Consider the following 23,180-nt stretch of genomic DNA (forward strand, 5'->3'; position numbering starts at 1 on the left):
TCGTTCAGTTTTCAAAGAACTAAAAGCGGGTGAAGAGAATCGAACTCTCGACCAGAGCTTGGAAGGCTCTTGTTTTACCACTAAACTACACCCGCGTGGTCGGGAAGACAGGATTTGAACCTGCGACCCCCTGGTCCCAAACCAGGTGCTCTACCAAGCTGAGCCACTTCCCGTTATGGCGCGCCCGAGAGGAGTCGAACCCCTAACCTCTTGATCCGTAGTCAAACGCTCTATCCAATTGAGCTACGGGCGCTTATTCATGATGTTTTTTCGTCGTTGTATTTTGGCGACTCAATTATCTTACCATACTACATTTTCAAATGCAAGTACTTTTTAAAAGATTTTTTGATGCGGCCGAGAGGACTTGAACCTCCACGGGGTTTCCCCCACTAGGCCCTCAACCTAGCGCGTCTGCCGTTCCGCCACGACCGCGCGAAAAAAACAAAAGTGAGCCATGAAGGATTCGAACCTTCGACCCTCTGATTAAAAGTCAGATGCTCTACCAACTGAGCTAATGGCTCGTAAATGGCTGGGCTAGCTGGATTCGAACCAGCGCATGACGGAGTCAAAGTCCGTTGCCTTACCGCTTGGCTATAGCCCATCGAAATAGTTATCTTCTTTTCAAAGACAAATGTTATTTTACCATAATGTCCAATAAAAAACAACTGCTATATAGCAGAAGTTAAAATGGCGGTCCCGACCGGGGTCGAACCGGCGATCTCCTGCGTGACAGGCAGGCATGTTAACCACTACACCACGGGACCATTTGGTTGCGGGGACAGGATTTGAACCTGCGACCTTCGGGTTATGAGCCCGACGAGCTACCGTACTGCTCCACCCCGCGATAATATTATTTATATAATTTATATGGTGGAGGATGACGGGATCGAACCGCCGACCCCCTGCTTGTAAGGCAGGTGCTCTCCCAGCTGAGCTAATCCTCCAAAAGTGGTGACCCGTACGGGATTCGAACCCGTGTTACCGCCGTGAAAGGGCGGTGTCTTAACCACTTGACCAACGGGCCAATATGTATGGCAGAGAAGAAGGGATTCGAACCCTCGCACCGCGTTAGCGATCTACTCCCTTAGCAGGGGAGCCCCTTGAGCCACTTGGGTACTTCTCTGTATGGCTCCGCAGGTAGGACTCGAACCTACGACCGATCGGTTAACAGCCGATAGCTCTACCACTGAGCTACTGCGGAATAATGAAGACAATTTGTATCTTATAAAAATTCTCATCGTAAGTCAAGATGTTTTTTCACAACGTCTTGCGCAAACGTGACATGTTTATAATATACTGGATTGCGTTTTCACTGTCAAGATGTTTTCACTACCAGTTTTAGTTGTCCTTTACACTTTCCACATACATATCTTTGTGTATTTATTTGACGTCTTCTTACATATTGAAAAGAACACCCCATACATTCATACATAGAAACTCTCGTTTCCTCCTCACTAATCATTCGTTTACAAAAACGTGGTGCACCTACTTTCTTTAATAACTCACGAAAATCTCTATCTCGATGCTTATACCCTTTTCCTGTGATATGTAAGTGATAATGACAAAGTTCATGTTTAACAATCCCGACTAACTCTTCTTTTCCATATACTTCGTAATATCGATAATTCAATTCTATATTATGATTCTTCAATAGATAGCGCCCACCAGTTGTACGTAACCTACTATTAAACATCGCTTTATGTAAAAACGGCATTCCAAAGCATTGTAACGATACCTCTTCCACTAACCGCTGAATTTCTTGCTCATCCATTCTCATTCCTCCTAAACTAAAAAATATTTCCACACTTTTCTCCCTTCTTATACATATAGTAAATAGTACATATACCCATCCTCATTCAAGAAGCGTGATTTCTAAAAATACAGCATTGCTAGAAATCCACTCACCAACCTCTCATCAAAGTTACTTTAACTAAAAGCAGCTACTTTTTTTGAGAGCAGGATTAAACAAGGAGGGATTCCTATGCCCACGTGGCTAAAGAAACAAATGCAACGTGCATATTTTGAGAAAAACCGGTATCAAATCAAGTTACTAAATGAATGCTGGTTTTATTATAGTAAAATACATCAAAGCTCATAATCAATTAAACTTTCCAGTTCATAAAAAAAGAGCAGTTTCATCTGCTCTCTTTTCTTACTATTCAATCGGTAACATTGATAATGCAACACGACCTTTTTTCGTATCAATATCATCTACCCATACCTTTACAATTTGTCCCACGGATACAATATCTAATGGATGCTTTACAAATTGTTTGCTTAGTTTAGAAATATGTACTAAACCATCTTGCTTCACACCAATATCAACAAAGGCACCGAAATCAACAACATTGCGGATCGTTCCCTCTAATTCCATACCACGCTTTAAATCTTCTAATTTTAAAATCCCCTTTTTCAAAAGTGGCTTTGGCAACTCATCCCTCATATCTCGCTCCGGGCTAATTAAAGCATCCATAATATCAACTAATGTCGGCTCACCAATCTCCGTCTCTTGAGATAATTTAGAAATATCTACTCCTTCGAAACTCTTTTGCAAGTTTGGTTTCCCCACATCATTCTTTGATAACCCTAAGCTCTTTAATAGCAATTCAACATTTTTATATTGTTCTGGATGAATCCCTGTGCGATCTAACGGATTCACTCCTTCTAATATACGTAAAAACCCGATACATTGTTCATATGTTTTTGCACCTAAACGTGGAATTTTCTTTAATTCAGTACGCTTCGTGAATTTCCCATCTTCCTCACGCTTAGCTACAATGTTTTTCGCAACTGTTTTTGATAATCCCGAAACATATTGCAACAATGCAACTGAAGCTGTATTTACATTAACACCAACTCGGTTAACTGCTGTCTCTACTACAAATGTTAATGATTCATTTAATCGCTTTTGAGATACATCATGTTGATATTGTCCCACCCCAACAGATTTAGGGTCAATTTTCACAAGCTCTGCAAGTGGATCTTGTAGACGTCTCCCAATTGAAACAGCACTTCTTTCTTCAACCTGTAAATTTGGAAACTCCTCGCGAGCTACATCAGATGCTGAGTACACACTAGCACCCGCTTCATTTACAATAATGTAAAATACATCTCGTTCTACATTTTGTAATACATCTACTATAAATTCTTCCGTTTCCCTCGAAGCTGTACCATTTCCAATCGCTATCATTTCAACTTCATATTTATCTATAATTGAAATGATTTTCGTTTTTGCATCCTCATATTTACGAGCAGGCGGATGCGGATAAATAACATCTATGTGAAGAACTTTTCCTGTATCATCTACTACAGCTAATTTACAACCAGTTCTATATGCTGGATCTACCGCTAACACAACTTTCCCTTTCATCGGAGGTTGTAATAATAAATTACGTAAATTCTCAGAGAAAATATGAATCGCTTGTTCTTCGGCCGTTTCCATTAATTCTTTACGAATTTCCCTTTCTATTGAAGGTTGAATTAATCGCTTATATCCATCTTCCATCGCTAATTGTACATAATGCGCACTTTTAGAAGCTTCATCAAGAATCATTTTTTTATGTAAAAACTGAAGAATTTCTTCAATTGGCGTGATAACAGAAATTCTTAATACGTCTTCCTTTTCACCACGATTCATAGCTAGTACACGATGCGGCACTACTTTTTGCAACGGTTCTTCATAGCCATAATACATTTCATATATATTCTTTTCATCTTTTTCTTTATCTTTTACAGATGAACACATAATCCCTTTTCGGAAAGTAGTATTGCGAATCCAACTACGATATGCCGCATTATCCGAAACAAGTTCCGCAATAATATCTTGCGCACCTTGCAACGCATCTTCTGCAGACGCCACTTCCTTTTCTGCATTAACAAATTCCATAGCCTTCTCTGCTGGATTTTCTTTTTTATATAATAATAGCCACTCAGCTAACGGTTCTAATCCCTTTTCTTTAGCAATTGTAGCTTTCGTTCTTCTTTTTTCTTTATATGGACGATATAAGTCTTCTACTTCTTGAAGTTTTGTTGCAGCAACAATATGACGACGCAACTCTTCGGTTAGTTTACCCTTTTCACCAATAAGACGAAGAACCTCTTCTTTCCTATCTTCTAGTTGCATCATATATTGCCATCTTTCTAAGATTGCACGAATTTGCACCTCATCAAGAGACCCTGTCCATTCTTTTCGGTAACGAGCGATAAATGGAACTGTGTTACCTTCTTCTGTTAATTGAATAACATGACGAACTTGCTTTTCTGTAAAGCCTAATTCTTTCACTAACATTTTCATTAACTCTTGTCGATTATCTACCATTTCCATATCCAACCGTAACCTCCTCTATAATAAAAAAAAGTTGCCCTGTAAAGAGAGCAACTTAAACTGCCGATTTAAAAATCTATTAGTCCTAAACTAATTTGTAACGCTTCATCTACACGACTCATCATCACTTCATCCAAATGAGTGATTTTGTCCGTTAAGCGTTGCTTATCGATTGTTCGAATCTGCTCAAGTAAAATAACAGAATCCCTCTCAAAACCGTACTTTTTCGCATCAATTTCCACATGAGTGGGTAATTTCGCTTTTTGAATCTGTGCAGTAATAGCCGCTACAATCACAGTCGGACTAAAACGATTTCCGATGTCATTTTGAATGACAAGAACCGGACGAACGCCTCCTTGCTCAGAACCAACAACTGGGGAAAGGTCTGCAAAATACACGTCGCCGCGTTTTACAATCAAAATATTACCCCCCGCTAACTAAGCGTTCTACTGTATGAGCTGCTTCATACTCTGCTAAGAAAGCTTCAGATGCAATACCAAGATTAATTTTTCCCATTTCAATGTACCCACGTCGCATTGATTCATGTTGGTAGCGTTTCTTCGTCTTATGTTGACGCAATAACAGTTGTGTTGCCTGGCAAATTAGTTCATGGCGATTCTTATTCTCTTGTTTTCCAATTCCGTCCAATTCCGTTACCATTTGCTTTGGCAACCGAACCACGATTTCAGTAGTTACACTTGATTCGGACACAAAAATACACCTCCACCGTCAACTACACACCCAAATATATATATGACACCTATTGTAATAATACCATTGTATGGAGCCTGTTGCAAAGACTTCCTTATTCCTTGCTTATGTTTTCCAATTCATAAATAAAACATTCATCTTCTTTTACTTTTTATCTCTTTCAAACAAGAAATAAAGCAATCCTTCAGTAATATTTCATTGCAACTTATATTAATAACAAGTATAAAAAGAAGCTCCCCAGCGAAAAAGAGCCTATTCTTTATTAGTGAAACTCCTCCAAATGACGAGATGCTGAGTAATAATACCTTCTTCTATATATCGTTCAAATAATTGATTACTTCTACAACTTTACCGTGTCGTATAAATATTCTCGGCACACGGAAGCTTATCGTTGCGATAATTTCATAATTAATAGTCCCGGAATATTCAGCAACCTCGGTAGCACTAATATACTCATCACCTTGTCTTCCAATGAGTGTAACTTTCGTACCAAGTGGCACTTCACAAGGAAGATGTATCATGAATTGATCCATTGTCACTCGCCCTACAATCGGTACTCTTTCACCGTTTACAAGTACCTTAAACCCTTGCAATCTTCTAAGCCAGCCATCTGCATATCCAATTGCAACTGTCGCAATCCATTCTTCAGTTCTCGTTCGGTATGTGACATTATAACTAATCCCATCTCCTTTAATCACTTGCTTAATATGAGCAACTTTCGTGTGAAGTGACAACGCCGGTTCCAATTTAAATGGTAAAAAAGGACGTATTTCTACAGATGGGGATAATCCATACATCGCAATACCAATTCGCACCGCATTAAATGTAATCCCTTGAAACCTTAACGTTGCGGCGCTATTGGCTGTATGGACAAATTTAGGATTCACTCCAAATTCTTTCAACCAACGTAACTGCTGCAAAAATGTATTATATTGCTTATCAAAGTAAGAAGTCTCAACCTCATCCGCTGTTGCAAAATGCGTATATACTCCTTCTAACTCTAAAAATGGCGCACCTTCTAAACTCTTTAAGAACCCTTTTAATTCTTTTCGTTCACGTATTCCGATTCTCCCCATACCACTATCAAAATTAATATGGAATTTCATTATTGATGAACCAGCCCAGAGCTTTATCGCTTCTTCCACCCATTCTTTTTGAAAAACAGTTAATGCTACATCATTTTCAGCAGCTACATTTACATCACGGGGCGGGGAAGGACCTAATACTAAAATCGGTGCAGTAATACCAGCCCTCCGAAGCACTAAAGCTTCATCTAAAAAAGCAACTGCTAATCTTGTTGCTCCTGCTTCTAATGCAGTTTTAGCCACCGGTACATAATCGTGTCCATATGCATTCGCTTTAACTACAGCAAAAATCTCTACATCACTTGGAATGGACTCTTTAATATGTGTAACATTGTTATAGATCGCATCTAAATCCACTTCCACCCACGTGTCACGGTAAAACGGCGCTTCTTCCATAAATACACTTCCTTATACACGATATGCGAAGCTTATTCTTTTATATGCTTCTTTTATGAAATCCACCTTCAAACTAAGAAAAGACGTGGTGCACATATATCACCACGTCTAAGAAGTTTACTTCACCTGCTTCGCTGTAACCGAACGAGCAACCATCAACAACTCATTCGGCTCTAAACCTTTAGACACGAGCATATATTCTACTCCGTTTTGTGACCACGTTACAGAGTCTTTCGTCAATGCACCAATCGTGAAACCAAGATCAACCGGCTCTCCACTTACACTTACCGCCGATGAGGCCTCTGCAACTTTTGACTTTTCTTGTATTAAAGTAAAGGATTTCTTACTTCCAGTGTATGTGAGTATTGCACGCTTGCCACTGTCTGTCTTCAACTCTTCTTCCTCTTTCAAAGTCATACCTTGCGGTGTATCACGTGGATACAAAATAGCAAACGGTTTGTCTTCTTTCGCTGCCGTCTGAACATCCACTTGTGCTCTAGACATATTTTGTTTCGTATCAAATGCACCTTTATCAAACTTTGCATCAAACTTTACTTTAGTGAAATCTACTTTTACAAGGACATTTTGATCATTATCCATCAGTTTCACAGAAACTGGTGTTAAATCACTTTTATTCAGCTTAATTTCTTGTTTCGGCAACATATTTTGATGTTGATAATTTGTTTTTGTTTTAAACACATAATACTTATCTGTTTTCTCGAAAGAGAGATTTTTCTTATCTTGCAAAATATCTCTTACAAGTGATTCATATAAATAAGCCTGGCTACTATTTTGCGGCCAATCACTTTGAAAACGGAAACTCTTATTAAGTGCCGGTGTTAATACAAATACACCTTCATCATTCCTTAAAATAATTTGACTCTGATCCTTTTTCGCATTCTGCAAATTCACACGATAATACGAAGGTTCTTTATGCCAAATTTCTACATTGTACTCTTGAGGTTCATTTCCTGTTTTAATAGATAATTTCGCTTCAGCTTGATAACTCTTCATACTTTTAACTTTCGTTTCTAAATCTCTCACAACATCTTCCTGTTTCTTTTCCATACAACCCGCCAACACAAAAACGGTCAATAAACCGACAAGAACTAAAAACAGACGCCTTTTCATCACTTCAGCCCCTTTGCCCCTATAAATGAATGGAAGATATGCCTTCCTTATCGCTACCTCAAATATATGAGACAAAGATATAAAATATGCAGACTAGCGTGACGAGCTTTCCAAAACAACTTGAGCAACGGCAAATTCTTTACTATGACTAATTGATAAATGAACAATATGCTCTGTATTTGTAATGATAATCGGCTTACCTCTATCATCATTCCTTACTTCAATATCTAAAAAACTCACTTCTTTCCCGATACCGGTCCCTACCGCTTTAGAATACGCCTCTTTTGCTGCAAATCTTCCAGCTACGAATTCTATAAGACGACTTCCTTTCAGCCCCTCGGCAACACCACGTTCTCTTTCAGTTAAAATACGTTCCATAAATTTAAGCTTTCCATCTAGCATTTTTTCAATTCGATTTAACTCAATAATATCGATTCCAATCCCTACAATCATTTCAAAATCCCCTTCTTCTATTTAGCTTTCTTCATTCATATTGTAAGAATAACAGAGAATCTTTCTGATGCAAAAGGAGTGATACTAACAACATGCTAATACCATCCACTCGCATTTCCTTACAACCGATTATCATTTCTTTACTTCTTATACAATTAGTCATGATTATATTGAGCGACTTTTCCCTCTTTCACCTGGCAGCCTACAATGAATATATCGCTAAAGGAGAATGGTGGCGTGTCATAACTTCCTTACTTGTACACGTAGACTTACAACATTTCCTTTCTAATAGTATTTGTTTATTCGTATTTGGTTCTTCTATCGAAAAACAACTAGGACACTTTTCTTTCATCATTATTTTTTTCCTTTCTGGCATTCTCGGGAATATTTCTTCTTATATTATTATGCCTCTTGAATATATTCACGCCGGAGCATCTGGTGGTATTTTCGGATTACTAGGCGCCCAATTATTTTTATTGTATAGTCGATATCGTTCTTCAAAACCAAGAGACATCGCTATTTTTTCAATAATGATATTTATATTACTACTATTTACTTTCTTTAATCCCTCTGCCAATCCTATAAGCCATTTAACAGGACTGATCATCGGCGGCATGTGCACCCCTTTTTTAACAAAAAAAAACGATGGCGCAGAGCTTATTTAATATAGAAGCTCGCACCATCGATAATTTCCACATCTGTTTGTTTACTTAACTCTCTCATTAGTTGAAATAAAGACTCGTCCTTTTTCTTCGCCTCAATCATACAATCAATTCGCGGAACACTCCCCTTTATCTTTTTCAAAAAAGATAAGAAAGTATCTACATCAATAAAATCTGCATGTGCTCTCGGGTTTTTTCCATCTCTAGGACTGGAGATGTGCATTTTAACCGGTAACAAAGACGATTCCCACGTATGTACAACACGCGCCCAATCTTCATGCCAATCTTCCTGGTCATTATTCATCATATGATGGTGCAAATCAAACACGACTGGAATGTCTAATTTCTCACCTAAATACAATGTTTCTTCTAAAGAAAAGGTCGTGTCATCATTTTCTAATATAATCATCTCTTGAATACCTCTTGGAACAGTTGACCAATTTTCTATAAAGCGTTCTAATGCAAGCTCCTTATCTTTATAACCTCCTCCCACATGTAATACACATCGTTGCTTATGTTCAATTCCCATACCCTTTAACAATTTTTTGTGCATCTGCAATGTCTTTACAGATTGTTTGAAAATACTCTCCTCAGGTGAATTTAGTACAACAAAGTGATCTGGATGGAAGTCAATTCGCATATTCATACGAATTGCATATTCACCTAATTCTTTCAGATTTTCTTTTAACGGACGAATATAGTTCCAATCTAACAACTCCTCATGATTCGCTAAAGGAATAAGCTTAGAACTAAGTCGAAAGAAAGATATATCATGCCCTTTATTATGTTTTAATAACCGTAAGCAATTTTCCAAATTTGAATTAGCGATTCTTTCAAGTTTACGAATCGCAGCCTCTCGATCATCAATCCGCTGAAACTGTGCATACGTCATCGTTTGAGATGGAGAAGCATTCTTCAAATGTACACTCATCGCAACATACCCAAGTCTTACAAGCATATAGCACCTCATTTCTATACGAGTTACTATGTAGTATGCACAATTACAGAAATAAAAAAAGAGAATGCCCAGCAAAGGGCATTCTCTTTTTTATTAAGCTTGTGGACGGCTATGATGTTTTCTTTCGCCGCGTCCATTTGAAGATCCAGGGCGACCTTCACCTTTACGACCACGGTTACCATCACGGCTACCAGCATCACGGCTACCGCCATCACGATTACGATCACGGTTACGACCATCGCCACTTCCGCTTCCGCTTCCGCTTCCACGTCCATCACGATTGCGATCACGGTTACGACCATCGCCACCGCCGCGTCCATCACGACTACGATTACGATCACGGTTACCATCACGGTATCCACTTCCGTTACCACCGCGTTTTTTAGAACCGCCACCGCCACCTCTTGAAACAACTGGTGGTTCTGATGTTAAAGCGATCGGAGTTGTATCCGGCTCTTTTGTCATCATTTTTAAAGCAGCAGCTACTACTGTTACAGAATCATTCTCTTCTAACATTTCTTCTGCAATACGCTTGTAGTATGATAAGTTATCATTTTCAATTGTGCTTTGAAGTTTTTCAGCGATTAAACGTTGTTGACCTTCTAACGCCTCGTCAAGTGTCGGTGCGTCCATACGATCAACCTTACGTTTTGTTGTACGCTCGATATTTTTTAATTGTCCTGATTCACGTGGTGTTACAAATAACATTGCAATACCTTTTTTACCAGCACGGCCAGTACGACCGATACGGTGAACGTATGATTCTGGATCTTGTGGGATATCGAAGTTGTATACGTGTGTTACGCCTGAAATATCAAGACCACGTGCAGCAACGTCTGTTGCAACAAGAACTTCAATAGTACCTTCTTTAAATTTACGTAATACAGACATACGCTTCGCTTGTGTTAAGTCACCGTGAATACCTTCTGCTGCATAACCACGTAAGTTTAATGCTTCTGATAATTCATCAACACGACGCTTTGTACGACCGAATATGATTGCAAGCTCTGGAGATTGAATATCTAGTAAGCGTGTTAACACGTCAAACTTTTTCTTTTCTTGCACTTCTAAATAGAACTGCTGAATGTTTGGCATTGTTACTTCTTTTGCTTTTACTTTAATGTGTTGAGGCTCAGTCATGAAACGCTCAGCAATACGACGGATTGGATCTGGCATTGTCGCTGAGAATAATAATGTTTGATGTGTCTCTGGCACATCTGTTAAAATCGCTTCAATATCTTCAATGAAGCCCATGTTTAACATTTCATCCGCTTCGTCAAGAACAACAGTCTCTACGTTTTGTAAGCGAAGTGTTTTACGGTTGATATGATCTAAAATACGACCCGGCGTACCTACAATAATGTGTGGGTGTTTTTTTAGAGCACGAATTTGGCGGTTAATATCTTGACCACCATAAATTGGTAGAATACGAACACGTTTATGTTTACCAATTTTGTATAGCTCTTCTCCAACTTGAATTGCTAATTCACGCGTTGGCGCGATAACAATACCTTGAACTGCTTCTTTATTTGTATCCACTTTATCTAATAGTGGTAATCCGAATGCTGCTGTTTTCCCTGTACCTGTTTGCGCTTGCCCAATAATATCCTTACCTTGCAATGCATGTGGAATTGTTTCAGCTTGAATCGGCGTAGCCTCTTCAAAGCCCATACTTTCAACAGATTGTAGTAAAGACTCACTTAATCCTAGTTCTCGAAATGTTGTCAATGTTACTTCTCCTTTTCTATCCTATACTTATCATTTAAAAAAAGGCGTTTTCCGAACTTGCGGAAAAGCCATTTTCCTGAATACTTACGTATATAACCGGGCGTATATTCTTCACGAAAATACTTCTAAACGTTATTACACTTTATCAATTATAAGTTTTGTAGGTGTAAAAAGCAAACCCCAACTGTTACCTTATTTCATATTCAGAGCTTTTTTCTTTACTTTTATTTTTTTATCGTTTACTGTAAGCGCTTATTATAAGTTTCCACTATTTTCGTGGCTATCATCCCTATTTATATACACCAATTATTTCAACATCGTAATTACTTCTTCTAATTTCATGCCGCGAGATGCTTTTACTAATACAACATCTTTCGTACCGACTACTGCTTGCAACTCTTTTATTAACTCTTCTTTACTATCATACGCTTTTACACGGTCTTTAGGGAAATTAATTTTTGCACCTTCAGCAATTTGAGCCCCTAATTTACCATATGTGAATACATATGAAATTTTTGCTGGATCAATTAATTTACCTACTTCATAATGAAATTGCACTTCTTGATTTCCAAGTTCTAACATATCACCAAGCACAACAATTTTTTTAGCAAATCCATCTAAACCATTCATTAGGTGGAACGCAGCTTCCATAGCTGTTGGACTAGCATTATAAGCATCATTGATAATTGTTAAACCACTATCTTTTTTTACAATTTCCATACGCATACCTGTCATTTGAAGTGTTACTAAACCTTGTTTCATTTCTTCCCACGTTACACCAAAATGTTTTGCAATTGCCATTGAAGCAAGCGTATTATATACATTATGCTTTCCTAGTACTGGCAAATAGAATGACAAAGTTTCATCCCTGTTCATCTTAAAGTGTGTCCCAGTAGCCTGCAATGTTACAGTAGTTGGATAGTAATCATTTGCTCTCGCATCACCAAATGTAACTGTTTCAGCTGCTAAATTCATTTCTGGAACACGATTCGTTAATAGCGGCTCATCTCCATTATATACGAACACGCCACCCTTTTGTAAACCTGTAACAATTTCTAACTTCGCTTCAGCAATCGCCTCACGAGAGCCTAAATCCATTAAGTGCGCCTCACCAATGTTCGTAATAATAGCTGCATTAGGACGAGCTAACTTAGATAGAAATTCAATTTCTCCTCGGCTTGACATGCCCATTTCTAATACAGCTACTTCTGTATTTTCCTCTAAATTTAAAATAGTAAGAGGTAAACCGATGTGGTTGTTGAAATTACCTTCTGTTTTTTGAACTTTAAATTTAGTCGCAAGAATACTTGTTACAATATCTTTCGTAGATGTTTTACCATTACTACCCGTTACACCAACAACTTTTACATCCAATTGATCACGATAGTTTTTCGCTAACATTTGCAATGCTGCTAGTGTATCTTCTACAAAAATAACCGGAAGATTTTCAGGTGGGTTTTCTACATCTTTCATCCATAATGTAGCAATCGCCCCATTTTCAACAGCTTTGTCTACAAAAGCATGTCCATCGAAACGTTCACCTTGAATTGGAACATATAAATTTCCATTTTCAATTTCCCTCGTATCAATAGACACTCCTTGTATAGTAATTCCCTCATATTGCTCTGCTAATCCAGTACCATTTATCATCTGCTCTACTTGTTTTAACGTTCGATTTATCATGAAAACACTCCTTACATAGAGGAAGCACTATTCCTTCGAATAGTGCTTCCTCCTTTTTTGTTAGATTGTATATTTAATTTTTTGTTTTTCTTCGTGACGCTCAATCGCTAAGCGAATTAGCTCTTCAATTAATTCCGGATACGGTAACCCTGTATGTTGCCATAATAGAGGGAACATACTAAACGGCGTGAATCCTGGCATTGTGTTTACTTCGTTAATATATACTTCTCCATCTTTCGTTAAGAAGAAATCAGCTCGTGTTAAGCCCGAACCATCTAATGATTGGAATGCGATAATTGCATCTCGCTTAATTACATTAGACTCTTCTTCTGTCATTTCAGCTGGAATAATTAACGCTGTATCACCATCGATGTATTTCGATTTGTAATCATAAAAATCTTTTTTCGGTACAATTTCACCTACAACTGAACATTTCGGCTCATCATTACCTAATACACCAACTTCTACTTCACGACCTACAATATTTTCTTCTACAATAATTTTACGGTCAAATTGGAATGCCTCTTCGAATGCATTCTCAAGCTCTTCACGATCGTTACACTTATTAATACCAACACTTGAACCAAGGTTTGCTGGTTTTACGAAGCAAGGATATCCTAATACTTCTTCTACTTTTTCATACGCTGTTTCACGATCTTTTTCCCATGCGCTACGAATGAAAGATGCATATTTCGCTTGTTTCAATCCAGCTTCTGCAAAGATATTTTTCATAACAACTTTATCCATACCAGCAGATGATGCTAATACACCGTTACCTACATATGGAATGTTTAGTAATTCTAATAACCCTTGTACTGTTCCATCTTCACCATTCGGTCCATGTAATAATGGGAAAATAACATCAATTGCATCTTCTTGTTTAGAAGTTGCCGTTGGGATAATTTCTGTACTTAATGATACAGGAGAAATTGTATTCTCTTCCCCACTCATTTGTAATGCCTCAACATTTGTTACTTCGCCTTCAATACGCTCTCCACGCATCCATTGGCCTTGTTCTGTAATATAAATTGGATGAATCTCGAATTTATCTTGATTTAATGCTTTAATAGCAGCAAGAGCCGTTTGTAACGAAACTTGATGCTCAGCTGATTTTCCACCGTATAATAAACCTAATTTAATTTTTGTCACTGAAATCACCCTAACCAATTGTTTTCATTTTTCTATTTTAGCACTTTTTATAAAAATAGGTAGTTCCTATTTGAAATAAAATGTAACTTCCACAAATAATTAAAAGACACCACTTATTGGTTTTCTACACTTTTTCTCTTTAATTTCTACACACCTAAACAAAATTAAACTTTAGAGCAAAATTGCTATCTAATCTAGTTATGTACCTAAAATATGTAGAAATCCACTTTGTGTGTATGTCATCTATATTACCCTACCATTTGTGGAGGGTGAAAAAACATTGATTAAAGTTTCATTTTATTAAGAAGACTGTTTTGTAGGCGTATCTTTTTGCCTCTGCTCAACAAGACGATCTAAAGAAACATATACAAAGCCTGCAACTACACACCCTACACTTAAAATTGTAAATAAGTAGTGACCAAGCAAACGATCCAATAGAAAACCACCAAGAAGTGGACCGAATGCACTTCCTGTAATCCACTGCAAACTCGCCGCCCCCATATAGGTTCCTCTCAAATGCTCAGGGGCCAAATTCGCTACAAACGTCATCTGTACAGGCGACATAATCATCTCGCCTAACGTATATATGGCATAAACAAACATTAATGTCATTAAAATAATTGTAGCATTTGTATCAAGTTCTCCAAACCACTTCGGTAACCATCCTATAAAAAACAAACCAATTCCGAACAAACACGCACCGTATAACATCGTCTTTCCAACAGGTTTATCTGTCGCCCATTTTGAAATTTGAAATTGAAATAAAACAACTAATAGACCATTTAATGCCATTAAATATGGGTATGGATTGTTGACTCCAAAAATATCCTTCATTTCGTTATCAAAGTGAAGCGGTAACATGCCTTCTGTTTGAGAGAACCCCATAGAAATAATGATCCCCGCTAACAAATAAATCATTAACGCCTTATCTCTCATTAAAATTTTCCAAACTGCTCCGGATTCCTTCTCTTTATTTTTTTCCGTCATATCCGTAATTTTTGGCATTGTTTCTTTAATAAGTACTAACACTAGTAGCGCATAAAACAACATAGCGGATGAAGCAATAATAAACACGAGGTTCTTTGATAAAACAACTACTGATGCTCCCATTATCGGTCCAATTGCAGCACCAATATTGTGTCCCATTCGCAATAAACCATATGCTTCTGTTCTTTTTTCTGGCGCCGTCACATCTGCAACCATCGCTGATGCTGCTGGATGAAATAAAGAATTACTTAACCCTAAAAAAATAGATAAAATAGCGTATGGAATAAATCCTTCGATAAATAAAAAACCGAGCATTAATAACGCATTACTCGCCATTGAAAATATCATAATTGGCTTTCTTCCATATATATCAGCTATTCGTCCGCCTATAAGTGAGCCAAAGCTTGCAGCAATTGGAGAAAGCGCCATAATAATCCCAACTTGTAATATAGAATCTACCTTATCTTTTAAATATAGTGCAAAAAAAGGCATTAACATCATCATCGCAATTCCGTTCAAAGTCTCACCGATAAATCGAATCCATACGTTACGATCCATCTCTTTTAGCTCACGCCATGTATTTTTCACATTTTCACCCCTTTAGTTCGCCAACAATTATCTTATAATACATTCAGAAAAATGTAAATTTTCAAAATAAAAATCCATCCTAACAGAATTAGAATGGATTTTTCCACTTATAAATTTGCTACATCTTCTTCTTTTTTACTATTATTTAAAACACTACGCTTTCTACTATAGGCGAAATAAACTACTATACCGATAACCATCCAAACACCAAAACTAATCCAAGCTGTCGCTGATAATTGAAGCATCAAATATAAGCAAAAAATAACTGTTAATGCTGGTAAAAATGGTACGAGCGGCGCCTTAAACGCCCTTGGTAAATCAGGATGAGTTCGTCTCATCACAATAACAGCAACAGCTACAAGTGCAAATGCTGACAAAGTTCCCATATTTACAAGATGTGCTAAAACATTTAAATCTATTAATCCTGAAATAAGTGCTGCAATAATACCTGTTGTCCATGTATTTAAAAATGGTGTTTTAAATTTCGGATGAACTTTAGCAAGACGCTTCGGTAACAATCCATCTCTGCTCATTGCATATGAAACACGAACTTGCCCATACATCATAACTAGCATTACAGTTGTAATTCCTGTAATTGCTCCTACTGATATCACTCCCGCCAAACTATCTTGTCCAATAAATTGAAGTGCGAAAGCAACTGGATCTGATATATTCAACTGACCGTATGGAACAATCCCTGTCAAAATAAGTGAAACAACAATGTAAAGAACCGTACAAACTAGTAACGATGCAATAATTCCAATCGGCAAATCGCGTTGTGGGCGCTTCACTTCTTCTGCGGCTGTTGATACAGCATCAAATCCAATGAATGCGAAGAAAACTGTAGCTGCTCCAGCCATTACACCATCTAACCCAAATGGCATAAAAGGTGTCCAATTTTCAGGTTTTACATAATTAAATCCGGCGAAGATAAAAATGAGAACAACTGCTAGTTTAATAAATACCATTATATTATTTACACGTGCACTTTCACGAACACCTCTAGATAAAAGAACCGTCATAACTAGAATAATTAGAACTGCAGGTAAATCAATTATTCCACCCTTTCCAGTACCAGGGGCCGAGGAGAGAATGGTCGGAATATGAATCCCAAATCCCTTTAATAACGATTGAAAATACGCTGACCATCCATTGGCTACAGCAGATGTGGCTAATAAATACTCGAGCATTAAATCCCATCCAATTAAGAATGCAAATACTTCTCCCATCGTCGCATACGTGTACGTGTAAACACTCCCTGAGACAGGAACTGAAGAAGCAAATTCAGCGTAACAAAATGCAGCAAAGGCACAAGCTAATGCAGCTATAGCAAATGATAATATAATAGCTGGTCCAGAATGTTTCGCTGCTACAACGCCAGTAAGAACAAAAATACCAGTTCCAACAATTGCTCCGATTCCAAGCATTGTTAAATCAAGTGCCCCTAACGTTCTCGATAATGTCTTTTGTTTACTTTCTTGCAGTAACGTTGAAATCGGCTTCTTTTGAAAAATTTGCTTCATACTGTGCTCCTCCATGATTTTAGTTTTCTGAAAATTTAATTTACTTTTTTCATTTTACCCACGGCATGTTTTTTAGTCAACACTTTTGTCGAAATAAACAGAAAACTACCGAGATACATACTATACTCTTATCATCCTTTCGATAAAAAGATTCAGACAATCTTATCTATATATATTTTCATAACTTTTTTTGGTATTATTATACATGCCGATTCCATAAAAGAGGCATGCTCCCGTAGTGAGCATGCCTCTTTTTACTTATTTCACAGTATATGAACCCTCTTCAATCCAGCTATACATATATTTTTCATCTTCCGTCTCATGTGCTTGTTTTACAATACGAAGCGGACGGAATGTATCTATCATAACAGCCAGTTCAAGTGTCTCTTTCTTCCCTATACTCGCTTCTGTTTTCCCTGGATGTGGCCCATGCGGGATCCCACTTGGATGAAGCGTAATAGAACCTTCTTCTACACCTTTTCGGCTCATAAAATTACCTTCTACATAGTACAGTACCTCATCACTATTCACATTACTATGATAATATGGTGCCGGAATAGATTCTGGATGATAATCGTATAAACGCGGTACGAAAGAGCAAATGACGAAATTATGCCCTTCGAATGTTTGATGTACTGGTGGCGGCTGATGAATACGACCTGTAATTGGTTCAAAATCCTCCACATTAAAGACCCACGGATATAAATACCCATCCCATCCAACAACATCTAACGGATGGTGCCCTAACACATGCTTGTGCATATAACCTCTCGACTTTGTCATTACGACAAACTCACCTTTTTCATCATATGTCTCCAATTTCTCCGGTCCACGCATATCTCTTTCACAAAACGGACTATGTTCTAACAATTGCCCATATTCATTGCGATAGCGACTTGGTGTTGTAATTTGGCTATTTGCCTCTACAACAAGAAACTTAGTCTCTCCCTCATCTGGAATAACACGATAAATCGTTCCAATTGGAATTGTTACATAATCACCTTTTCTATAGTGAATCGTTCCAAACATCGTTTCAATTTTTCCTGTTCCATAATGAACAAATAACATTTCATCGCCATCACCATTACGGTAAAAATAATCCATTTTTTCTGTTGGACTCACTACTCCAATTAATAAATCCTCATTCCCAAGCATAAAGTTTCTTCCGCTTACTGCATCACCAGTTTTTTTATTTTCTTTCGTACGGAAGTGGCGATGAGCAAGAGCAACATCCTCTTCATACTGTAACTGACAAGAATGCGATAATGCCGCATGCCCTACTTCTGTTGGCATATAATGATGATACAAAATAGACTGGGTACCAGAGAAACCTTTTGTCCCCATTACCTGCTCACGATAAAGCGATCCATCTTTTTTACGAAATTGTACATGTCGTTTATGAGGTAGCTCCCCCATGTGACGATAAAACATGCCCATCACCTGCTTCCATTTCTTTTTTGATCGTATTACGTAACGTACCTAAACCAGTAATCGACAGCTCTACAACATCTCCATCTTGTAGCCACTCTTCTGTACCAAGTTCTAAAATACATCCTGTTCCTACTGTCCCAGAACCAATCACATCTCCTGGATATAACGTAACGTCTTCCGAAGCACGTTCAATCATTTCAGCAAATGTATAGTAAATATCTTGGAAGTTTCCCTTTGATAATATCTTTCCATTTACATGAGCAGTCATCTCTAAATCATAACGATCACCGTTACGATAAACGTCTAATTCCTCTTTCGTAACGAGATACGCTCCTAATGAAGTTGCAAAATCTTTTCCTTTCGCTGGACCGAGTCCCACTTTCATTTCTGTTGCTTGTAAGTCCCTTGCACTCCAGTCGTTCATAATGCAGTAACCAAAAATATATTCCTCTGCTTGTTCACGAGAAATGTTTCGTCCTTCTTTCCCAATTACGCAAGCAATCTCTAACTCATAATCAAGCTTTTTAGACTTCTTCGGACCAATAACAAAATCATCTGGCCCAATAACAGCACGGTGGTTCGTAAAATAAAAAACCGGGATATCATACCATTCAGGTACAACATCTAGCCCTCTTCGTCCGCGAGCTGTTTTTACATGCTGCTCAAATGCATAAAAATCTCGAATGCTACTCGGATTAGGAATTGCCGCTGCTAATTGAACTTCCTCTAAGGAATATATACCCTTTTCAGGATTCTTAATATTACGCAATACTTCTACATACTCATCTGCTTTCTCTAAAAAGGCGAACATAGAAGAAGGTAATTGTCCATTACTCGCAAGATTCATATCGATTACTTTGTCACCTTCAAGCCATCCAGCTCGCATTTCTTTCGATGGGAGACGAAATGTAACAAATTTCATCGTGATTCCTCCCTATGAAAATGAAATTTCCACCAACAAAGGAACTCTTGCTGGTGGATACAAATTTTATAAATTTCCGCGACGCTCTTGTTCCCTTTCAATTGATTCGAATAACGCTTTAAAGTTCCCTTCGCCAAATCCACGAGAACCTTTACGTTGGATGATTTCAATAAATAGAGTTGGACGATCTACAATTGGTTTCGTAAAGATTTGTAATAAATAACCTTCTTCGTCACGGTCTACTAGAATCTTCAATTCTTTTAATCTATCAATTTCTTCATCAATTTTCCCCACTCGTGCAGTTAACTCATCGTAATACGTATCTGGCGTATCTAAAAACTCCACGCCATTCGCACGAAGCACTTCAATTGTTTTTACAATGTCACTTGTTAATAAAGCAAGATGCTGTACACCCGCTCCGTTATAGAACTCTAGATATTCTTGAATTTGTGACTTTCTTTTTCCGTCTGCTGGTTCATTAATTGGAAACTTAATACGGCTTCCATTCGTCATAACTTTTGACATTAATGCCGAATACTCTGTGCTAATATCGTCATCATCAAAGTGAATCATTTGTTTAAATCCCATGACGTTCTCATAATAACTAACCCATTCTTCCATTTTCTCAACGTTACCAACGACATGGTCTACAGCAATTAAACCGGATTCTTCAAATGGAATATTGAACTCTACCTTTTGAAATCCTGGCATGAATGTTCCTTTATAATTTTTACGCTCTACAAGCGTATGAATTGTATCACCATACGTACCAATAACCGCTTTCTTCAAGGTACCTTCCTCATCTGTTAACTCTTCAGGAGGAGCAATCGCAACAGCGCCACGTTTTACAGCTTCAGAGTATGCTTTATCAACGTCATCAACAAGTAAAGCCACATCTTTCACTCCATCACCATGAGTCTTTACAAACTCTGCAATACGGCTATCGCTACTTAAAGCTCCAGACACAACAAAACGCATATTTTTTTGCACAAGAACATAAGATACCTTTTCACGGTTTCCTGTTTCTAATCCAGAATAGGCTACAATTTTGAATCCAAACGCTCTTGCAAGGTAATAACTTGATTGCTTTGCATTTCCTACGTAAAATTCCAAATGATCTACATCACGTACCGGAAAAAAGTCCTCCATTTGTGCAGCTAGCGTATCCATAGATTTTTGTTTCATAATATCTTCATCCCCCTGTAAATAGATTAAATGGTCCATACTTAAAACCAACCGAAAACGCTTCCAACATCAATTAATAGAAATTAGTTAGCAAGCTAACAATTTCCGACCTTTTAAATTTTCTATCTTTTCTGTCAAATTCCTCTTTTTTTCTTACATATAAAATTCGACTTTTTTCTCTTTAAAGTAAGGGGAAAATATTAATACTTGAAGGTATATATGAGAGGAAAACAAAAAAGACTCCAACATATTAACTACTTACTAATACGTTAGAGTCTTTATTTTTTTTGAATGATTGTATTTATATTTTTCATACTAATATATTTGCAAGGAATAGAATAAATGATGTTAATATTACCGCTCCGCCTAATGATCCTAATAAATCTGTTTTTGTTACTTGTAACACTTGTTCACTGTTCATATTCCTCATTCTCCTTTCATTTTGTACAATTTAAAACTTTTATTATACTAATACGCTTGATAGAAATACGATTAATGCTGTTAATACTACTGCTCCGCTTGCTGATCCTAAGAAATCACCTTTTGTTACGTTTAATACTTGCTCGTTGTTCATAATTTTCATTCTCCCTTCTCTTATTTTTATTACAAAACTTCTATTATACTAATACGCTTGATAGAAATACGATTAATGCTGTTAATACTACCGCTCCACTTGCTGATCCTACGAAGTCACCTTTTGTTACTTGTAATACTTGCTCGTTGTTCATAATTTTCATTCTCCCTTCTCTTATTTTTGTTACAAAACTTCTATTATACTAATACGCTTGAAAGAAATACGATTAATGCTGTTAATACTACTGCTCCGCTTGCTGATCCTAAGAAGTCACCTTTTGTTACGTTTAATACTTGCTCGTTGTTCATATCATTCATTCTCCTTTTTTATAAGTTATCTATATGTAATTACTAAGAAATGATTAGTTCATAGTTTTCACGTTAACGTTACATTGAAATTAATTACGTAACGTTTGTAACACTAATGTAACATAACTATTATTACGTTGCAATATAATTACGTAAATTTTATTACACTTTTTTTACGTTTTTTTAAATAAACACTCAAAAACCTTGTTTTAATGCGTTTTCTACTACAATCACATTTGTAACACTAGTGTAACATTAAGGTCATAAAGCGAAATATAATATTATTCATCTCTATTTTGTTAAAAACCAAAGTGAAACTTTAATCAACGAGAGTTCCATTCCCTACTAATTATTCCCCTCACCAATCGCACTTTTACTAGAAATTAATGCGGGATAAAATACTATCTTTCCAAGATAAGTTTATATGTTTCCTCTATATAACTATGTATAATGGAAACAAAGAGGTGGTCATTTTGAAATTAATCGCACTAGATATGGATGGTACACTACTATCATCTAATCTTGAAATCTCCAAAGAGAACTTACAAGCTATCCAAACCGCAAAAGAGGCTGGTCATATTGTAATGATTTGTTCTGGCCGCGCGAAAGAGGATGCTTTGAAATTATTGGAAGAATATAAACTATCTCTTCCAGTTGGAGCAAGCAATGGGGCAATTGTTTATGTGGACGGAAAAGTAATTAACTCGCGTTGTTTACAAAATGATAAAGTATACAAGCTTGCAAAATTACTAGAATCTGAAGGTTTTCCATATAAGTTGTACACAAATAAAGGGGTTTATTCTCCTTATACATGGCAAGGTCAAGTTATGCAGGCATTCGAAGAAAATAAACATACACTAGATGTTACACTTGAGGAACTTGAAAGAATTACAGAAAAACAAAAGAAATCTAACTTAATTACTGATTTCCAAAAAATAGAAGATGTCGTAAATAATCCAGAATTAGAAATATCTAAATTCTTCATTTTAACATTTAATGCTGCTCATCGTTCACAGCTATTACAAACTTTACAAGAAGATACGGACATTTCAGTTACGGCATCAGCTCCTACTAATGTAGAAATTATGGATAAGCATGGCCATAAAGGCAATGGTTTGCAAGAAATGGCAGCTTATTTCAATATACCAATTGAAGATACTGTTGCAATCGGCGATAACTTTAATGATGTGCCAATGTTACAAGTAGCTGGCTTATCAGTTGCAATGGGAAATGCCGAAGAAGATGTCAAAAAACTATGTGACGTTGTAACATTAACAAACAATGAACATGGTGTTGCTCATGCAATCGAGCAATTTGTATTGAAACAAACTTCATCTAGTAAATAAAAAAAGGACTCTTTCACTGAACTGTACCCTATAAAA

The 23,180-nt window shown here is 37.1% G+C and carries 23 protein-coding genes and 12 tRNA genes; 3 read left to right on the plus strand and 32 right to left on the minus strand.

Annotated features, from left to right (window positions below):
• Positions 1-24: 24 nt before the first annotated feature.
• The 13 genes from B5P42_RS29680 to B5P42_RS29740 all read right to left on the minus strand — a co-directional run bounded on the left by B5P42_RS29680 (position 25) and on the right by B5P42_RS29740 (position 1,771).
• Positions 25-95 (minus strand) — tRNA-Gly (locus tag B5P42_RS29680).
• 1 nt (position 96) lies between these two features.
• A tRNA-Pro gene (locus B5P42_RS29685) sits at positions 97-173 on the minus strand.
• Positions 174-176: 3 nt separating this feature from the next.
• Positions 177-253, minus strand: a tRNA-Arg gene (locus B5P42_RS29690).
• 96 nt (positions 254-349) lie between these two features.
• Positions 350-432: transfer RNA gene (locus B5P42_RS29695), tRNA-Leu, on the minus strand.
• Between the two features lie 16 nt (positions 433-448).
• Positions 449-521, minus strand: a tRNA-Lys gene (locus B5P42_RS29700).
• 5 nt (positions 522-526) lie between these two features.
• Positions 527-601: transfer RNA gene (locus tag B5P42_RS29705), tRNA-Gln, on the minus strand.
• A gap of 87 nt (positions 602-688) precedes the next feature.
• Positions 689-764, minus strand: a tRNA-Asp gene (locus tag B5P42_RS29710).
• A 3-nt stretch (positions 765-767) separates the two neighbouring features.
• Positions 768-844: transfer RNA gene (locus tag B5P42_RS29715), tRNA-Met, on the minus strand.
• Positions 845-868: 24 nt separating this feature from the next.
• Positions 869-944: transfer RNA gene (locus B5P42_RS29720), tRNA-Val, on the minus strand.
• A gap of 5 nt (positions 945-949) precedes the next feature.
• A tRNA-Glu gene (locus B5P42_RS29725) sits at positions 950-1,024 on the minus strand.
• Positions 1,025-1,032: 8 nt separating this feature from the next.
• Positions 1,033-1,123: transfer RNA gene (locus B5P42_RS29730), tRNA-Ser, on the minus strand.
• 3 nt (positions 1,124-1,126) lie between these two features.
• Positions 1,127-1,201 (minus strand) — tRNA-Asn (locus B5P42_RS29735).
• 114 nt (positions 1,202-1,315) lie between these two features.
• Complete coding sequence (locus tag B5P42_RS29740) at positions 1,316-1,771, minus strand: SprT family protein (RefSeq protein WP_016095131.1); 456 nt, start codon at positions 1,769-1,771, stop codon at positions 1,316-1,318.
• A gap of 210 nt (positions 1,772-1,981) precedes the next feature.
• Between B5P42_RS29740 and cmpA the strand changes: the two genes are divergently transcribed.
• Entirely contained in the window at positions 1,982-2,098 is a 117-nt protein-coding gene (gene cmpA / locus B5P42_RS29745; protein ID WP_001143642.1) for a cortex morphogenetic protein CmpA, read from the plus strand.
• 57 nt (positions 2,099-2,155) lie between these two features.
• Here the strand turns inward: cmpA and B5P42_RS29750 are convergent, their stop codons facing one another.
• The 6 genes from B5P42_RS29750 to acpS all read right to left on the minus strand — a co-directional run bounded on the left by B5P42_RS29750 (position 2,156) and on the right by acpS (position 8,100).
• Complete coding sequence (locus tag B5P42_RS29750) at positions 2,156-4,324, minus strand: Tex family protein (protein WP_113735926.1); 2,169 nt, start codon at positions 4,322-4,324, stop codon at positions 2,156-2,158.
• A gap of 68 nt (positions 4,325-4,392) precedes the next feature.
• Positions 4,393-4,743 carry a type II toxin-antitoxin system endoribonuclease NdoA gene (gene ndoA, locus B5P42_RS29755; protein WP_000635965.1) on the minus strand — a complete coding sequence of 117 codons (351 nt, stop codon included), beginning with the start codon at positions 4,741-4,743 and terminating at the stop codon, positions 4,393-4,395.
• Between the two features lie 4 nt (positions 4,744-4,747).
• Positions 4,748-5,035, minus strand: a complete 288-nt coding sequence (locus tag B5P42_RS29760) for an antitoxin EndoAI (RefSeq protein WP_000004570.1) — start codon at positions 5,033-5,035, stop codon at positions 4,748-4,750.
• Positions 5,036-5,346: 311 nt separating this feature from the next.
• Complete coding sequence (gene alr, locus B5P42_RS29765) at positions 5,347-6,516, minus strand: alanine racemase (protein WP_113735920.1); 1,170 nt, start codon at positions 6,514-6,516, stop codon at positions 5,347-5,349.
• Positions 6,517-6,633: 117 nt separating this feature from the next.
• Positions 6,634-7,584 carry a LolA family protein gene (locus B5P42_RS29770; protein ID WP_113735927.1) on the minus strand — a complete coding sequence of 317 codons (951 nt, stop codon included), beginning with the start codon at positions 7,582-7,584 and terminating at the stop codon, positions 6,634-6,636.
• A 156-nt stretch (positions 7,585-7,740) separates the two neighbouring features.
• The gene (acpS, locus tag B5P42_RS29775; RefSeq protein WP_088034763.1) at positions 7,741-8,100 is read right to left on the minus strand and encodes a holo-ACP synthase; all 360 of its coding nucleotides are present in this window, start codon (positions 8,098-8,100) and stop codon (positions 7,741-7,743) included.
• A gap of 92 nt (positions 8,101-8,192) precedes the next feature.
• On the opposite strand from acpS, the gene B5P42_RS29780 reads away from it, so the two are divergent.
• On the plus strand, positions 8,193-8,765 hold the full coding sequence (locus B5P42_RS29780; RefSeq protein ID WP_113735921.1) for a rhomboid family intramembrane serine protease: 573 nt from the start codon (positions 8,193-8,195) through the stop codon (positions 8,763-8,765).
• On the opposite strand, the gene uvsE is transcribed toward B5P42_RS29780, so the two are convergent.
• The 13 genes from uvsE to B5P42_RS29845 form a co-directional block, all read right to left on the minus strand.
• The gene (gene uvsE, locus B5P42_RS29785; RefSeq protein WP_002029436.1) at positions 8,758-9,720 is read right to left on the minus strand and encodes a UV DNA damage repair endonuclease UvsE; all 963 of its coding nucleotides are present in this window, start codon (positions 9,718-9,720) and stop codon (positions 8,758-8,760) included. The genes B5P42_RS29780 and uvsE overlap by 8 nt on opposite strands.
• A 93-nt stretch (positions 9,721-9,813) precedes the next feature.
• A complete protein-coding gene (gene cshA, locus B5P42_RS29790; RefSeq protein WP_113735922.1) occupies positions 9,814-11,448 on the minus strand; it encodes a degradosome RNA helicase CshA in 1,635 nt (544 codons plus the stop codon).
• 306 nt (positions 11,449-11,754) lie between these two features.
• Positions 11,755-13,131: a UDP-N-acetylmuramoyl-tripeptide--D-alanyl-D-alanine ligase gene (murF, locus tag B5P42_RS29795; RefSeq protein ID WP_113735923.1), complete on the minus strand. Its 1,377-nt coding sequence runs from the start codon at positions 13,129-13,131 to the stop codon at positions 11,755-11,757.
• 60 nt (positions 13,132-13,191) lie between these two features.
• Positions 13,192-14,280 carry a D-alanine--D-alanine ligase gene (locus B5P42_RS29800; protein ID WP_002009961.1) on the minus strand — a complete coding sequence of 363 codons (1,089 nt, stop codon included), beginning with the start codon at positions 14,278-14,280 and terminating at the stop codon, positions 13,192-13,194.
• Positions 14,281-14,580: 300 nt separating this feature from the next.
• Positions 14,581-15,855, minus strand: coding sequence for an MDR family MFS transporter (locus tag B5P42_RS29805; RefSeq protein ID WP_113735924.1), 1,275 nt, complete (start codon positions 15,853-15,855; stop codon positions 14,581-14,583).
• Between the two features lie 107 nt (positions 15,856-15,962).
• Entirely contained in the window at positions 15,963-17,378 is a 1,416-nt protein-coding gene (bcaP, locus tag B5P42_RS29810; protein ID WP_002124809.1) for a branched-chain amino acid transporter BcaP, read from the minus strand.
• 258 nt (positions 17,379-17,636) lie between these two features.
• Positions 17,637-18,809, minus strand: coding sequence for a homogentisate 1,2-dioxygenase (locus B5P42_RS29815; protein WP_000499912.1), 1,173 nt, complete (start codon positions 18,807-18,809; stop codon positions 17,637-17,639).
• Entirely contained in the window at positions 18,775-19,731 is a 957-nt protein-coding gene (locus B5P42_RS29820) for a fumarylacetoacetate hydrolase family protein (protein ID WP_113735925.1), read from the minus strand. The genes B5P42_RS29815 and B5P42_RS29820 overlap by 35 nt, the downstream gene beginning before the upstream one ends.
• Positions 19,732-19,797: 66 nt before the next feature.
• Entirely contained in the window at positions 19,798-20,916 is a 1,119-nt protein-coding gene (gene hppD / locus B5P42_RS29825; RefSeq protein WP_002140158.1) for a 4-hydroxyphenylpyruvate dioxygenase, read from the minus strand.
• 310 nt (positions 20,917-21,226) lie between these two features.
• Entirely contained in the window at positions 21,227-21,337 is a 111-nt protein-coding gene (locus B5P42_RS29830) for a DUF3948 family protein (RefSeq protein WP_001083697.1), read from the minus strand.
• A 42-nt stretch (positions 21,338-21,379) separates the two neighbouring features.
• Positions 21,380-21,490, minus strand: a complete 111-nt coding sequence (locus B5P42_RS29835) for a DUF3948 family protein (protein WP_001058532.1) — start codon at positions 21,488-21,490, stop codon at positions 21,380-21,382.
• A gap of 43 nt (positions 21,491-21,533) precedes the next feature.
• Entirely contained in the window at positions 21,534-21,653 is a 120-nt protein-coding gene (locus tag B5P42_RS29840; protein WP_000700010.1) for a DUF3948 family protein, read from the minus strand.
• 34 nt (positions 21,654-21,687) lie between these two features.
• The gene (locus B5P42_RS29845; protein WP_002009865.1) at positions 21,688-21,807 is read right to left on the minus strand and encodes a DUF3948 family protein; all 120 of its coding nucleotides are present in this window, start codon (positions 21,805-21,807) and stop codon (positions 21,688-21,690) included.
• Between the two features lie 464 nt (positions 21,808-22,271).
• Between B5P42_RS29845 and B5P42_RS29850 the strand changes: the two genes are divergently transcribed.
• Positions 22,272-23,144 (plus strand): Cof-type HAD-IIB family hydrolase, encoded by an 873-nt coding sequence (locus B5P42_RS29850; protein ID WP_071744529.1) that lies wholly within the window; start codon positions 22,272-22,274, stop codon positions 23,142-23,144.
• The last annotated feature ends 36 nt before the right edge of the window (positions 23,145-23,180 follow it).

This window comes from Bacillus sp. SRB_331, assembly GCF_003264175.1.
GTDB lineage: Bacteria > Bacillota > Bacilli > Bacillales > Bacillaceae_G > Bacillus_A > Bacillus_A mycoides.

Bases quoted from the DNA above. Each gene is read 5' to 3' on its own strand.
- alr (WP_113735920.1), bottom strand. From the start codon at position 6,516: ATGGAAGAAGCGCCGTTTTACCGTGACACGTGGGTGGAAGTGGATTTA.
- hppD (WP_002140158.1), bottom strand. From the start codon at position 20,916: ATGAAACAAAAATCTATGGATACGCTAGCTGCACAAATGGAGGACTTT.
- acpS (WP_088034763.1), bottom strand. From the start codon at position 8,100: ATGATTGTAGGGATTGGAATCGATATTATTGAGTTAAATCGAATTGAA.
- B5P42_RS29835 (WP_001058532.1), bottom strand. From the start codon at position 21,490: ATGAACAACGAGCAAGTATTAAACGTAACAAAAGGTGATTTCTTAGGA.
- murF (WP_113735923.1), bottom strand. From the start codon at position 13,131: ATGATAAATCGAACGTTAAAACAAGTAGAGCAGATGATAAATGGTACT.
- uvsE (WP_002029436.1), bottom strand. From the start codon at position 9,720: ATGCTTGTAAGACTTGGGTATGTTGCGATGAGTGTACATTTGAAGAAT.
- B5P42_RS29740 (WP_016095131.1), bottom strand. From the start codon at position 1,771: ATGGATGAGCAAGAAATTCAGCGGTTAGTGGAAGAGGTATCGTTACAA.
- B5P42_RS29840 (WP_000700010.1), bottom strand. From the start codon at position 21,653: ATGAAAATTATGAACAACGAGCAAGTATTACAAGTAACAAAAGGTGAC.
- B5P42_RS29750 (WP_113735926.1), bottom strand. From the start codon at position 4,324: ATGGAAATGGTAGATAATCGACAAGAGTTAATGAAAATGTTAGTGAAA.
- B5P42_RS29830 (WP_001083697.1), bottom strand. From the start codon at position 21,337: ATGAACAGTGAACAAGTGTTACAAGTAACAAAAACAGATTTATTAGGA.
- B5P42_RS29815 (WP_000499912.1), bottom strand. From the start codon at position 18,809: ATGTTTTATCGTCACATGGGGGAGCTACCTCATAAACGACATGTACAA.
- cmpA (WP_001143642.1), top strand. From the start codon at position 1,982: ATGCCCACGTGGCTAAAGAAACAAATGCAACGTGCATATTTTGAGAAA.
- B5P42_RS29770 (WP_113735927.1), bottom strand. From the start codon at position 7,584: ATGGAAAAGAAACAGGAAGATGTTGTGAGAGATTTAGAAACGAAAGTT.
- B5P42_RS29780 (WP_113735921.1), top strand. From the start codon at position 8,193: ATGCTAATACCATCCACTCGCATTTCCTTACAACCGATTATCATTTCT.
- bcaP (WP_002124809.1), bottom strand. From the start codon at position 17,378: ATGAAGCAAATTTTTCAAAAGAAGCCGATTTCAACGTTACTGCAAGAA.
- B5P42_RS29845 (WP_002009865.1), bottom strand. From the start codon at position 21,807: ATGAATGATATGAACAACGAGCAAGTATTAAACGTAACAAAAGGTGAC.
- B5P42_RS29820 (WP_113735925.1), bottom strand. From the start codon at position 19,731: ATGAAATTTGTTACATTTCGTCTCCCATCGAAAGAAATGCGAGCTGGA.